Source organism: Cupriavidus sp. FW305-46 (assembly GCF_058787075.1).
In genome coordinates this window covers 22,505-35,408 of record NZ_JBYSZI010000045.1, presented here as the reverse complement: position 1 = coordinate 35,408, position 12,904 = coordinate 22,505, and the positions used below count along the sequence as shown (strand labels likewise).

At 67.8% G+C, this 12,904-nt stretch carries 15 protein-coding genes; 11 read left to right on the top strand and 4 right to left on the bottom strand.

The window, feature by feature from the left end; translation table 11 throughout:
- The first annotated feature begins 47 nt into the window (after positions 1-47).
- The 6 genes from AC3WON_RS21190 to mnmH all read left to right on the top strand — a co-directional run bounded on the left by AC3WON_RS21190 (position 48) and on the right by mnmH (position 4,984).
- Positions 48-503 carry a PTS sugar transporter subunit IIA gene (locus AC3WON_RS21190; RefSeq protein WP_013955422.1) on the top strand — a complete coding sequence of 152 codons (456 nt, stop codon included), beginning with the start codon at positions 48-50 and terminating at the stop codon, positions 501-503.
- A complete protein-coding gene (locus AC3WON_RS21185) occupies positions 472-741 on the top strand; it encodes an HPr family phosphocarrier protein (RefSeq protein WP_010814838.1) in 270 nt (89 codons plus the stop codon). Before AC3WON_RS21190 ends, AC3WON_RS21185 begins: the two co-directional genes overlap by 32 nt.
- 49 nt (positions 742-790) lie before the next feature.
- Positions 791-2,563: a phosphoenolpyruvate--protein phosphotransferase gene (ptsP, locus tag AC3WON_RS21180; protein WP_492352682.1), complete on the top strand. Its 1,773-nt coding sequence runs from the start codon at positions 791-793 to the stop codon at positions 2,561-2,563.
- A 214-nt stretch (positions 2,564-2,777) separates the two neighbouring features.
- Positions 2,778-3,083, top strand: coding sequence for a (2Fe-2S)-binding protein (locus AC3WON_RS21175; RefSeq protein WP_010814836.1), 306 nt, complete (start codon positions 2,778-2,780; stop codon positions 3,081-3,083).
- 126 nt (positions 3,084-3,209) lie between these two features.
- Positions 3,210-3,689, top strand: a complete 480-nt coding sequence (bfr, locus tag AC3WON_RS21170; protein ID WP_010814835.1) for a bacterioferritin — start codon at positions 3,210-3,212, stop codon at positions 3,687-3,689.
- A gap of 191 nt (positions 3,690-3,880) precedes the next feature.
- A complete protein-coding gene (gene mnmH / locus AC3WON_RS21165; RefSeq protein WP_492352693.1) occupies positions 3,881-4,984 on the top strand; it encodes a tRNA 2-selenouridine(34) synthase MnmH in 1,104 nt (367 codons plus the stop codon).
- 9 nt (positions 4,985-4,993) lie between these two features.
- Here mnmH and AC3WON_RS21160 read toward each other — a convergent pair whose 3' ends face one another.
- The 3 genes from AC3WON_RS21160 to gpmA form a co-directional block, all read right to left on the bottom strand.
- On the bottom strand, positions 4,994-5,758 hold the full coding sequence (locus AC3WON_RS21160) for a HesA/MoeB/ThiF family protein (RefSeq protein ID WP_492352681.1): 765 nt from the start codon (positions 5,756-5,758) through the stop codon (positions 4,994-4,996).
- Between the two features lie 263 nt (positions 5,759-6,021).
- A complete protein-coding gene (locus AC3WON_RS21155) occupies positions 6,022-7,629 on the bottom strand; it encodes a S41 family peptidase (protein WP_010814832.1) in 1,608 nt (535 codons plus the stop codon).
- Between the two features lie 179 nt (positions 7,630-7,808).
- Positions 7,809-8,555 carry a 2,3-diphosphoglycerate-dependent phosphoglycerate mutase gene (gene gpmA, locus AC3WON_RS21150; protein WP_492318926.1) on the bottom strand — a complete coding sequence of 249 codons (747 nt, stop codon included), beginning with the start codon at positions 8,553-8,555 and terminating at the stop codon, positions 7,809-7,811.
- Between the two features lie 187 nt (positions 8,556-8,742).
- Between gpmA and AC3WON_RS21145 the strand changes: the two genes are divergently transcribed.
- The 5 genes from AC3WON_RS21145 to AC3WON_RS21125 all read left to right on the top strand — a co-directional run bounded on the left by AC3WON_RS21145 (position 8,743) and on the right by AC3WON_RS21125 (position 12,341).
- The gene (locus AC3WON_RS21145) at positions 8,743-9,156 is read left to right on the top strand and encodes a rhodanese-like domain-containing protein (protein WP_010814830.1); all 414 of its coding nucleotides are present in this window, start codon (positions 8,743-8,745) and stop codon (positions 9,154-9,156) included.
- An 85-nt stretch (positions 9,157-9,241) separates the two neighbouring features.
- Positions 9,242-9,499 carry a glutaredoxin 3 gene (gene grxC, locus AC3WON_RS21140; RefSeq protein WP_492318927.1) on the top strand — a complete coding sequence of 86 codons (258 nt, stop codon included), beginning with the start codon at positions 9,242-9,244 and terminating at the stop codon, positions 9,497-9,499.
- Positions 9,500-9,698: 199 nt separating this feature from the next.
- Positions 9,699-10,217 carry a protein-export chaperone SecB gene (secB, locus tag AC3WON_RS21135; RefSeq protein ID WP_010814828.1) on the top strand — a complete coding sequence of 173 codons (519 nt, stop codon included), beginning with the start codon at positions 9,699-9,701 and terminating at the stop codon, positions 10,215-10,217.
- 93 nt (positions 10,218-10,310) lie between these two features.
- The gene (locus AC3WON_RS21130; protein WP_492318928.1) at positions 10,311-11,327 is read left to right on the top strand and encodes an NAD(P)H-dependent glycerol-3-phosphate dehydrogenase; all 1,017 of its coding nucleotides are present in this window, start codon (positions 10,311-10,313) and stop codon (positions 11,325-11,327) included.
- A 36-nt stretch (positions 11,328-11,363) separates the two neighbouring features.
- On the top strand, positions 11,364-12,341 hold the full coding sequence (locus tag AC3WON_RS21125; protein ID WP_492318929.1) for a Bug family tripartite tricarboxylate transporter substrate binding protein: 978 nt from the start codon (positions 11,364-11,366) through the stop codon (positions 12,339-12,341).
- A gap of 16 nt (positions 12,342-12,357) precedes the next feature.
- Here AC3WON_RS21125 and trmL read toward each other — a convergent pair whose 3' ends face one another.
- Positions 12,358-12,828 (bottom strand): tRNA (uridine(34)/cytosine(34)/5-carboxymethylaminomethyluridine(34)-2'-O)-methyltransferase TrmL, encoded by a 471-nt coding sequence (gene trmL / locus AC3WON_RS21120; protein ID WP_492318930.1) that lies wholly within the window; start codon positions 12,826-12,828, stop codon positions 12,358-12,360.
- Between the last annotated feature and the right edge of the window lie 76 nt (positions 12,829-12,904).

Below are 12,904 nucleotides of genomic sequence, written 5' to 3'. Positions count from 1 at the left end.
GCCGGGGGCGCCTGCTACAATCGGGGCAATCCAACGGATTCACCATCATGGCAGGCATTCTGATCATCGCGCACACCCCGCTGGCTTCGGCGCTGCGCGATTGCGCCGCCCACGTCTACTGCGGCCAGCCGCAGCGGCTGGAAGCCATCGACGTCCTTCCCGATGCCGACCCCGCCGTCGTGCTGGCCGAGGCCAGGCGCCGGCTGGCGGCCATCTGCGAAGACAACGGCGCGCTGGTCCTCACCGATATCTTCGGCGCCACCCCCGCCAATATCGCCGCACGCCTGGCCGAGCCGGGCCGCGTGCGCGTGCTGGCCGGCGTCAACCTTCCCATGCTCGTGCGCGCGATCTGCTACCGCGGCGAAAAGCTCGACCAGCTTGCCACCAAGGCCTTGGCCGGCGGCTCGCAGGGTGTGCTGCAGGTCGGCACCACGACTGTCCAGAACCAAACCGCAAACCATCCCGACAAATATGCTGCAGAGGGACACCACCATCATCAATAAGCTCGGCCTGCATGCGCGCGCGTCCGCCAAGCTGACCCAGCTCGCCGGCAACTTTGTCAGCCAGGTCAAGATGTCCCGCAATGGTCGCCAGGTCGACGCCAAGAGCATCATGGGTGTCATGATGCTGGCCGCCGGGATCGGCTCCACGGTGACCCTCGAGACCGACGGCCCCGACGAGCAGGAGGCGATGGACGCGCTGCTGGCGCTGATCGCCAACCGCTTTGGTGAGGGAGAGTGAGGCCGGCGGCCTCGACCCGAATTCTTAAACGTTCCTGACGGAGCGGTACATGCCTTTCGCCCTGCACGGCATCCCGGTCTCGCGCGGCGTCGCCATCGGTCGCGCGCACCTGCTTGCGCCCGCGGCGCTGGACGTGTCGCACTACCTGGTCGATGAAGACCAGCTCGACGCCGAGGTCGAACGGCTGCGCGCAGCGCGCGCCGCGGTGCGCGCGGAACTGGCCGCGCTCAAGCGCGACCTGCCGCGCGATGCGCCCGAGGAGCTGGGCGCGTTCCTGGACGTGCACGCGATGATCCTCGACGACGAGGCGCTGGCGCGCGAGCCCGAGGCCCTGATCCGGGGCCGCCGCTACAATGCAGAGTGGGCACTTACCACGCGCCTCGAAGAGCTGATGCGCCAGTTCGACGAGATCGAGGATGAATACCTGCGTGAGCGCAAGACCGATATCCGGCAGGTGGTCGAGCGCATCCTGAAGGCGCTGGCCGGGGCTCCGGTGCTGGTGCCCGCGCCGGTGCCGGCGCTGGCCGCCGACGGCGAGGCCGCGACCGGGGTGATCGTGGTGGCCCACGATATCGCCCCGGCCGACATGCTGCAGTTCCGCCATACCATCTTCCACGGCTTTGTCACCGACATGGGCGGGCGCACCTCGCATACCGCCATCGTCGCGCGCAGCCTGGACATTCCGGCCGCGGTCGGGGTGCAGAGCGCGAGCGAGCTGATCCGCCAGGACGACTGGATCATCATCGACGGCGATGCCGGGCTGGTGATCGTCGACCCGACCGCCATCATCCTGGAAGAATACCGCCACCGGCAGAGCGAGCGCGCGCTGGAAAAGAAGCGCCTGCAGCGGCTGCGGCATACCCCGGCGGTGACGCTGGACGGGCTGGAAATCGACTTGCTGGCCAATATCGAGATGGCCGAGGACGCCGGCGCGGCGCTGTCGGCCGGCGCGGTCGGCGTGGGCCTGTTCCGTTCTGAATTCCTGTTCATGAACCGGCGCGACGAGTTGCCGGGCGAGGACGAGCAGTTCCAGGCCTACCGCGGCGCGGTCGATGCCATGCACGGGCTGCCGGTGACCATCCGCACCATCGACATCGGCGCCGACAAGCCGCTCGATGCCCGCGGCGACGGCCGCGGCGATGAATTCGAGACCGCGCTGAACCCGGCGCTGGGCCTGCGCGCGATCCGCTGGTCGCTGTCCGAGCCGGGCATGTTCCTGACCCAGCTGCGCGCGCTGCTGCGGGCTTCGGCCTTCGGCCCGGTGCGGCTGCTGGTGCCGATGCTGGCGCACGCCAGCGAGATCGACCAGACCCTGGCGCTGATCGCCAAGGCCAAGCGCCAGCTCGACGAGCGCGGCGAGGCCTACGACCCGGGCATGAAGGTCGGCGCCATGATCGAGATCCCGGCGGCGGTGCTGCTGCTGCCGCTGTTCCTGCGCAAGATGGACTTCCTGTCCATCGGCACCAACGACCTGATCCAGTACACGCTGGCGATCGACCGTGCCGACAACGCGGTGGCGCACCTGTTCGACCCGCTGCACCCGGCGGTGCTGCAGCTGGTGGCGCGCACCATCCGCGAGGCCAACCGCGCCGGCGTGCCGGTGGCCGTGTGCGGCGAAATGGCGGGCGACCCGTCCATGACCCGGCTGCTGCTGGGCATGGGGCTGCGCGAGTTCTCGATGCACCCGGCGCAGCTGCTGCGGGTCAAGCAGGAGATCCTGCATGCCCACTGCGAGCGGCTCGAGCCGCTGGTCGACCAGGTCCTGCAGGCCTTCGATCCCGAGGAGCAGGCGGCCGCCCTGCGGCAGCTGGCACGACCCTGAAGCCATCAGGGTTTTCTGATGCAGAAAGGCGGCTGGTGCAGCACTTCCGCAAGCCGGAAAGTGCCGCCCAAGCCGCCTTCTTTTTGCATCCTGTGGCGTCTACCCGACCTCTCCCAATGTGGCTTAATGGGAATTGTTATCATTATTGATCTCTGATATTCTGACGTTCATTCGCAGTGGCATGCCGGTGCCACGCGCCCCAACGGAGGGACTTGTGTACGTCTGCATCTGCAACCAGATCACCGATCGTGAGATTCACGGTGCTGCGCACCTGGGCATCGAAACCCTCGACGAACTGGCCGAAACGCTTGGCGTCGGCACCTGCTGCGGCCGCTGCCGCGAGTGCGCGCACCAGGTGTTGCAGGAAGGCGTGGCGGCGGTGCGCAACGTCACCGTGGCGACCCTCGCCAACATCCAGGTTGTGGAGATTTCTTCCTGTTCCGCGTCGGGCCCATGTACCATAATGGACACTCGGGACCCGGCAGTCGCGAACGACCAGCGCAAGGCGCTGGTGGCCTGAACGCGCCCATGAACTGAAGATCCAGTTCACGGCGCGCTTTTGTGCTTTTTCCTTTTTCACTGACTGCACGGCGCCATTGGCGCCGTTTCGTGTTTTTGCGCGGGCCCGATGCAACAGGAGCCGCCAATGAAAGGTGACAAGAAGGTCATCCAGCATCTGAACGCCCAGCTCAAGAACGAGCTGACTGCGATCAACCAGTATTTCCTGCACGCCCGCATGTATCGCCACTGGGGCCTGAAGAAGCTCGGCGACGTGGAGTACAAGGAATCGATCGGCGAAATGAAGCACGCCGACCGCCTGATCGAGCGCATCCTGATGCTGGACGGCCTGCCCAACCTGCAGGATCTGCACAAGCTGCTGCTCGGCGAAGACACGCCCGAGATGCTCAAGTGCGACCTGAAGCTCGAGCAGACCGCGCATGCCACCGTCAAGGAAGGCATCGCCTACTGCGAATCCGTGGGCGATTACGTCAGCCGCGAAATCCTGGTCGATATCCTCACCGATACCGAGGAACATATCGAATACCTGGAAACGCAGCTGGACCTGATCGACAAGGTCGGGCTGCAGAACTACCTGCAGTCGCAGATGGAGCCGGGCGAGCAATAAGCCGGTCTCCGGCGTGGGCGCTCTCGATGAGCGGCCGCCCCAGCGCGCGGCGCCGTTCGGCTCCGCCTTGTTGCTCGCCTGCAGGCAGTAACCCTTCTCATTCCGATTCCTGTTCTTTATCCAGGCGTCCCTGGCGGGCAAAGGCTCCTGTCCCGCCATGGCGCCGCGCAAATCTCACCCTATGACCAATGATGCGCCCTGACACCGCGGACTTCCGCACCCTGTTCCTCAGCGGCGTGGCCATGCTGGACGTGCGCGCGCCGCTGGAATTCGCACGCGGGGCCTTCCCCGGCGCGGTCAACCTGCCGCTGATGGATGATGCCGAGCGCCACGAGGTGGGCCTGTGCTATGCGCAGAAGGGCCAGCAGGCGGCAATCGAACTTGGCCACCAGCTGGTGGCCGGGCTGCGCAAGGCCGCGCGGATCGCGGCCTGGGCGGAGTTTGCGCGCGCGCATCCGGACGGCTACCTCTATTGCTTCCGCGGCGGGCTGCGCTCGCAGCTGGTGCAGCAATGGCTGCACGCGGCCGGTGTCGATTACCCCCGCGTGACCGGCGGCTACAAGGCCATGCGCGGCTTCCTGATCGAGACCACCGATGCCGCGGCGGCCGAGCAGCAGTGGTTCGTGCTGGGCGGCCTGACCGGCAGCGGCAAGACCGATGTGCTGGCCGATGTGCCCGCCGCGATCGACCTCGAAGGCCATGCGCGGCACCGCGGCTCGGCCTTCGGGCGGCGCGCGCTGGCGCAGCCGCCGCAGATCGATTTCGAGAACGCGCTGGCCATCGACGTGCTGCGGCATATTGACGCAGGCTGGCGCGCGCTGCTGGTGGAGGACGAGGGCCGCTTTATCGGCAGCCGCGACGTGCCGCAGGCGCTGACGCAGCGCATGCAGGCCAGCCCGCTGGTGTGGCTGGAAGCGTCGTTCGACGAACGCGTGGGGCGCGTGCTGCGCGACTATGTGCAGGGGCTGGCGGCGGAGTTCATTGCCGAGAAGGGCAGCACGGAAGGCTTCGAAGCCTACGCCACGCGCCTGCGCGAGGCCATGGCCGGGATCTCGCCGCGGCTGGGCGGTGCCCGCTACGGCAAGCTGTCGGCGTTGCTGGACCAGGCGCTGGCGCAGCAGGCGGAGCGGGGCGAGGTGGATCTGCACCGCGGCTGGATCGAAGTGCTGCTGCGCGAGTACTACGATCCGATGTACGCCTTCCAGCGCGAACAGCGTGAGGCGCGCATCGTCTTTCGCGGTGACCGCGCCGCAGTCACCGACTGGCTGCGGGCGCACACGGCGCAGCGCGACTAGTCTGCGGCTTCAGTGCCCGGCGCAGACCGGGCAATCCGGCGTGCGTGCCAGCCGCATCGTGGTCCATTCCATCGACAGCGCATTGACCATCAGCAGCCGGCCCGCCAGGCTCTCGCCGACACCCGCGAGCAGCTTGAGCGCCTCGGCCGCCTGCACCGTGCCGACCATGCCGACCAGCGGCGCGAACACGCCCATGGTGGCGCAGGCCACTTCCGGCGCGGGTTCGGCCGGCGGGAACAGGCAGGCGTAGCAGGGCGCGTCGGGCTGGCGCCGGTCGAACACGCTGATCTGGCCATCGAAGCGCAGCGCCGCGCCTGACACCAGCGGCACCTTGTGGCGCACGCAGGCGCGGTTGACTGCCTGGCGCGTAGCGAAGTTGTCGCAGCAGTCGAGCACCACGTCGGCCGTGGCGACGAGCTGGTCAAGCTCTGCGTCGCCCACGCGCGCGGTCACCGTCACGATCTCCAGCCCCGGGTTGATGCGCAGCATGCCTTCGCGCGCCGAATCCACCTTGGGCCGGCCCACGTTGGCGGTGGTGTGGATGATCTGGCGCTGCAGGTTGGTCAGGTCGACTTCATCGTTGTCGACCACCGTGATGCGGCCCACCCCGGCCGAGGCCAGGAAGGGCAGCGCGGCTGCGCCCAGGCCGCCGGCGCCGATCACCAGCGCATGGCCGGCAAGCAGGCGCCGCTGGCCCTCGATGCCGAGCTCTTCCAGCAGGATGTGGCGCGAGTAGCGCAGCAGTTGTTCGTCGTTGAGGCCGTCGTCGCTCATGAGGTAATCCCTCGAGTGCTGAAGGGGAGGGCGGTTTTGGGTGCTCCAAAGCCGCCCGAGCTAGCCCAAGCAAGGTGTTCTCCCTCTCCCCTCAGGGGGAGAGGGTTGGGGAGAGGGGTGGACTGGCAAGGAACCACTTCAAGCGAAGCCAGGGGTGTTAACCCACCGCCCTCAGCCTTTGACACTCCTGCCCTCTCCCCCTGCCCCTCTCCCGCAAGCGGGAGCGGGGAGCAAACCGGCAGCCTGACTAAAGCCCCAGGGTCTCAGGGTGCCTTGCCCGTCGGCGTGCCCAGCGGCTCGCCGATCGGGGCGCTGGCCGGCGGCTGCTTGCCGGGGGCCGGTGCCGCCGGCTTGGCTGCCGGTGCGCTGGCGCCCTTGGCGCCGCTCTTGCCCGAGGGCTTTGCCGCCTTGCCATTGTCGGCAGGCGGATTGGTTTCCAGCTTCGACTTGGAGCGCTTGACCGGCTGGCCGTTGAGCTGGGCGATGGCCTGCTGCAGCATGAAGTCGTCGGCCGTGCCGAATTCCACCGGCTTCTTGCGGCGATCCTTCTCGCGCTCTTCCGGCGTCTTCTTCGCGTTCTCTTCTTCCAGGCGGCGCAGCTCGTCCACGCGGCGCTGCTCGCGCTCGGTCATTTCCGGCTGTTCCGATTCCTGCTTGTTGTGCAGGTGGCGCTCGGTGTCGATCTCGCGCGTGATCAGCGCGTCGTCCGGATCGCCTTCGGGGTTCTGGTCGACCGGGATGTCCGGACGGATGCCCTTGGCCTGGATCGACTTGCCGCTCGGCGTGTAGTAGTACGCGATCGTCAGCTTGATGCCGGTGTCGTTGGTCAGCGGGCGCACGGTCTGCACCGAGCCCTTGCCGAAGGTGGTCTTGCCCATGATCTGCGCACGGTGATGATCCTGCAGCGCGCCCGCCACGATCTCGGAGGCCGAGGCCGAGTAGGCGTTGGTCAGCACCACCATCGGGATCTTCTTGTAGAGCGCGGGCAGGTCCTTGAGCGGATCGTCTTCCAGCGACGACAGGCGGTAGTTGTTGTACGTCGCCTTGTACACGCGCTTGGCATCTGGCACCTGGCCGTTGGTGGACACCACCGTGGCGTCTTCCGGCAGGAAGGCCGCGGCCACGCCGACCGCGCCCTGCAGCACGCCGCCGCCGTTGTTGCGCAGGTCCAGCACCAGGCCCTTCATGTTGGGGTTCTTCTGCGCCAGCTCGGCCAGCTTGCGGGACAGGTCGGCGATGGTGCGTTCCTGGAAGCTGGTCAGGCGGATCCAGCCGATATTGTTGTCCAGCATCTTGGCCTTGACCGACTGCACGCGGATCTCGGCGCGCGTGATCGAGACCGGGAAGGTGCGTTCCTCGCTCTTGCGGTAGATGGTCAGCGTGACCTTGGTGCCGGGTTCGCCGCGCATGCGCTTGACCGCCTGCTCCAGCGGCAGGCCGCGCACGGGCTTGTCGTCGATGCGGGTGATCAGGTCGCCCGGCTGGATGCCGGCGCGGAAGGCAGGGGTGTCCTCGATCGGGTTGATCACCTTGACCAGGCCTTCTTCCTGCGAGATCTCGATGCCCAGGCCGGCGAAGCGTCCGCGCGTGCCTTCCTGCAGTTCCTTGAAGTCTTTCTCGTCGAGATAGGAGGAATGCGGGTCGAGGCTGGCGACCATGCCCTTGATGGCTTCGGTCAGCAGCTTCTTGTCATCGACCGGCTCCACGTACTCGCGCTTGATCTGCCCGAAGATATCGGCCATGAGCCGCAGCTGGTCAAGCGGCAAGGGCCCCGATGAATTCTGGGCGGTCGCCGAAATCTGCAGCGTGGCGAGCACGCCGGCGACGAGACCGACAGAAACTAGGCTGATGTTCTTGAGCGTCTTGCGCATGAGGGCTGCCTGAACGTGTACTCGAAGTACTGGTGTACGGTATGGGGATTATGCCGGCTGCGGCCGCCCGGCGCCGGGCGGTTTGTCCGACAGTATAAGTGCGAGTGGTGAAAAGGGCCTGTCCCGTCCCGGCTCAGGGTGGGCGGCCGCACATCCGCGCGCGGCCGCCCGGGCCGCCTTCAGCGTGCCTTGCCCTGGCTGGCCACGGCCGCCAGCGAGGCGGCGATGGCGTCCTGGTCACCCAGGTAGTAGTGGCGCAGGGGGCGCAGGTCGGCGTCCAGCTCATAGACGAGCGGGGTGCCGTTGGGGATATTGAGTCCGACGATATCGTCATCCGAGATCTGGTCCAGGTATTTCACCAGCGCGCGGATGCTGTTGCCATGGGCGGCAATGACCACGCGCTTGCCGGATTGGATGTCGGGGGCGATGGATTCGTTCCACAGCGGCATCACGCGGGCCACGGTGTCCTTCAGGCACTCGGTCAGCGGGATCTCATTGCGCGGCACATTGGCGTAGCGCGGATCGTCGTACGAGGCACGCGGATCGGTGGGCTCCAGCGCGGGCGGCGGCGTGTCATAGCTGCGGCGCCACACCAGCACCTGCTCGTCGCCGAACTTGGCGGCCGTTTCTGCCTTGTTCAGGCCGGCCAGCGCGCCGTAGTGGCGCTCGTTCAGGCGCCATTCGTTGCGCACCGGGATCCACATCAGGTCCATTTCATCCTGCACATGCCACAGCGTGCGGATGGCGCGCTTGAGCACCGAGGTATAGGCCACGTCAAAGCCCAGGCCGGCATCCTTGAGCAGCTTGCCGGCCTGGCGCGCCTGGTTGGCGCCGGTTTCGGTCAGGTCGACGTCGACCCAGCCGGTAAAGCGGTTTTCAAGGTTCCACGTGGATTCGCCGTGGCGGATGAGGACGAGCTTGTACATGCTGCTGCTTCCAGAGAGTAGGTAACCTGCATGCGTCCGCGCCGTCACCTGGAGGGGCTGATGGGTTCCTTTTGGACATCCCATGTCTCAGACAGGCGACAATGGCGGATGGCCATGCGACGGCAGGGCCTGGACGCCAAACCGCGTATTTTATAATGCCGCCGACCCAACCTACCGGAATGCCAACGTGAATTTCTTCGCCGACTACAACAACCTCGCTCTGATCGCCCTTGCCGTGGTCTCGGGCGGCCTGCTGGCCTGGCCCGCGATCTCGCGCAGCACCCGCGGCAAGACCGTCAATACGGCCACCGCGACCCAGCTGATCAACAAGCGCGGCGCGGTCGTGGTCGACATCCGCGAGCCCGCCGAGTATGCCAAGGGTCACCTGCCGCAAGCCAAGAGCGCGCCGCTGGCCGACCTGCCCTCGCGCGCGGCCGGCCTTGCAAAGGACAAGGCTGCCCCCATCATCGTCGTATGCCAGACCGGCCAGCGCTCGGGCAAGGCCCAGGCAGCGTTGAAGGAAGCCGGTTACAGTGAGATCTACGCGCTCGAGGGCGGCATCGCCGCCTGGCAGCAGGCAGGCCTGCCGCTGGTGAAGTAATCCCGGGCAGCACCGCCGTATCCGTCACAGCGCGCGCGCCCGGCCAGGCCGGGCCGCGCGCGCATTGCAGTCAAGGAGAACCCGCATGGCCCGTGTCGTCATGTACAGCACCGTGGTGTGCCCGTATTGCCTGATGGCTGAACGCCTGCTCAAGTCCAGGGGCGTGGAAACGATCGAGAAGATCCTGATCGACCGCGAACCCGGCAAGCGTGAAGAGATGATGGCCCGTACCGGTCGCCGCACCGTGCCGCAGATCTACATCGACGAGACCCACGTGGGCGGCTTCGACGACCTCTCGGCGCTGGACCGCCAGGGCGGCCTGGTGCCGTTGCTGGCCGCCTGAGCCGGTTGCGCCGGCGCTGGCGCGGAATCGTCTGATTCCGCGCCGCGCTGGTTCCGGCATACCCCGGCGCGGGTGAATTCGCCACCCGCGTCATGTACCATATGCGTTTTCCAAGCGGGCACCGGCCAGCCTTGCACGACGCAAGGACTGCGGCCGCCGCGCCCGATGCACATCCAGCCCATCCTCCCGGAAGCCTTTCATGAGCGACCAGCAAAACACCCAGCAGGACGATCAACCCTTCTTCAACATCCAGCGCGTCTACCTGAAAGACATGTCGCTGGAGCAGCCCAATTCGCCCGGCATCTTCCTGGAATCGGAAGCCCCGTCGGTGGAGGTGCAGGTCAACGTCGGCGCTTCGCAGCTGCAGGAAGGGATCTTCGAGGTGGTGGTGACGGGCACCGTGACGACCAAGGTGCAGGACAAGGTTGCCTTCCTGGTGGAAGCGCACCAGGCCGGCATCTTCGATATCCGCAACGTGCCGGTGGAGCAGCTGGACCCGCTGCTGGGCATCGCCTGCCCGACCATCCTGTACCCGTACCTGCGCGGCAATATCGCTGACGTGATCACCCGCGCCGGCTTCCAGGCCATCCACCTGTCGGAAATCAACTTCCAGGCGCTGTATGAGCAACGCCTGCAGGCCGCCATGGAAGAAGCCCAGGGTGCCGAAGGCGGCAACAGCGGCATCGTGATGCCCGACGGCAGCCAGGCCCGCCACTGATTCCGGCGTCCTGAGCCATCATCGAAACGGGGCTGCGGCCCCGTTTTGCCTTTGGGCTACCATCGACTGCGTCCATCCTCGGATCGAGCTGCCATGAAACTGACCTTCCTCGGTGCCGGTGCCTGGGGCACCGCCCTCGCCAGCCATGCCGCGGCCACCAATGACGTGGTGCTGTGGGGGCGCGACCCCGCGCAACTCGCGGCCATCGCGGCCACGCGTGAGAACGCCGCCTACCTGCCCGGCGTGACGCTGTCCGAGAGGCTGGCGGTGCAGGCGGACTTCGAGCAGGCCGTGGCGCATGCCGCCGACGATGCCGACGGCATCGTGGTGGTGGCCACGCCGGTGGCGGGCCTGCGCGAGATGACGCGCCGGCTGGCCGCGCGCGGCGCCAGGCCGGTGTCGATGCTGTGGCTGTGCAAGGGCTTCGAGTCCGGCACCCACCTGCTGCCGCACCAGATGGTGCGGGCCGAACTCGACGCCGCCGGGCGCACCGAGGGCTTTGCCTACGGCGTGCTGACCGGCCCCAGCTTCGCGCGCGAGGTGGCGCTGGGGCTGCCGTGCGCGCTGACCGTGGCGGGCAACGAGCCGTCGCTGGCGGAGCGCGCGCAGGCGGCCTTCCACCATCATGCGATGCGCATCTACGGCAGCGACGACCTGACCGGCGTGGAAGTCGGCGGTGCGGTCAAGAACGTGCTGGCCATTGCCACCGGCGCCAGCGACGGGCTGGGCCTGGGCCTGAACGCGCGCGCCGCGCTGGTGACGCGCGGGCTGGCCGAGATGACGCGCCTGGGGCTGGCGCTGGGCGGCCGGGTCGAGACCTTCATGGGCCTGGCCGGCGTGGGCGACCTGATCCTGACCGCCACCGGCGACCTGTCGCGCAACCGCAAGGTTGGCCAGCAGCTGGCGGCGGGGCAGAGCCTGGAGCAGATCCTGGCCGGTCTGGGCCACGTCGCCGAGGGCGTGCGCTGCGCCCAGGCCGTGGCAGAGCTAGCCTCGGCTAACGGTGTCGAGATGCCGATCGCCCGCGCGGTCTGCGCGGTGCTGTTCGACGGGCTGAGCGCCGCCGATGCGGTGGCGCAGCTGCTGCAGCGCGACGCGCGCGACGAATGATGACTCGCGTATCCACCTTCTGATCCTCCGCACCGCATGCCCACACGACGACAAGCGCTGATCGCGCTGGCTGCCGCCTGCGCCGCCGGGACTTCCGGCAGCGTCTTCGCCCAACCCTGGCCCGCGCGCCCGGTCCGCATGGTGGTGCCGTTCCCGCCGGGCTCATCGCCCGACCTGATCGCGCGCATCGTGACCGAAAAGCTGGCCGCCGCGCTGGGCCAGCCGGTGGTGGTGGAAAACCGTCCCGGCGCCGGCGGCAATATCGGCACCGGCATGGTGGCGCGCGCCGCCCCCGATGGCTATACGCTGCTGTTCACCATCAACGGCCCGCTGGTGACAGCGCCGACGCTGTCGCGCAACCTGAACTACGACCCGTTCCGCCAGCTGGCGCCGGTCACGCTGGTGGCGACCTCGCCCAACGTGCTGGTGGTGGATGCACGCCTGCCGGTGCACAACCTGCGCGAGTTCGTCGCGCTGGCCCGGTCGAAGCCGGCCGAGCTGAACTATGGCTCGCCCGGCAACGGCAGCGCCTCGCACCTGGCGATGGAGCAACTCAAGGCGATGGCGGGCATCGACCTGCAGCACGTGCCATACCCCGGCTTCCCGCAGATCACCACGGCGATGGTGGGCGGGCAGGTGCAGGCGGGCTTCATGGTGCCGGCGATCGCGATGCCGCAGGTCAACGCGGGCAAGCTGCGCGTGCTGGCCGTGACCACGACGGGGCGCACGGCGGTGTTGCCGTCGGTGCCGACGGTGGCGGAATCCGGCTACCCGGGCTTCGAGGCGATTTCCTGGCAGGCGGTGCTGGCGCCGGCGGGCACGCCGCAGGCTGTGATCGACCGGCTCTACCGCGAGCTGGTGGCGATCATCGGCAGCGCCGACGTGCGCGACAAGATGCGCGCGCAGTATTTCGTGCCGGCCGGCACCGCGCCGGCCTCGCTGCGCCAGACCATGGTGAGCGAGAAGGCGCGCTGGGACAAGGTGATCCGCGCCGCCGGCGTGCAGCCGGAGTAGGCACTGGCCGGGCGGCTCAGCTGCCGCCTTCGAACCCGTTCTGGCGCCACGCCTCGAACACCACCACGGCGACCGTGTTCGACAGGTTCAGGCTGCGGTTGTCGGGCCGCATCGGCAGTCGGATGCGCTGCGCGGCCGGGAACCAGTCGCGCCGCTCCGGCGATAGCCCGCGTGTTTCGGAACCGAACACGAACCAGTCCCCGGGGCGGAACGCCACCTGGCCGAACGGTGTCGAGCCGCGCGTGGTCAGCGCGAACATGCGCGCCGGGTCGGGCTGCTCGCTGGCCATCAGCGCGTCCCAGCTTTCATGCACGCGCATGGTGGCGTACTCGTGGTAATCCAGTCCCGCGCGGCGCATGCGCGCGTCTTCCAGCGGAAAACCCAGCGGTTTGACCAGGTGCAGCTGCGCGCCGGTGTTGGCGCACAGGCGGATCACATTGCCGGTATTGGGCGGGATTTCCGGTTCGACCAGGACGACGTTGAACATGATGCGGGGGATGGCGGGCGCGCGGCGCCTTTCGTCAGAACGGTGCGCAGCTTACCGCGCGCACCGGCCACTGTCA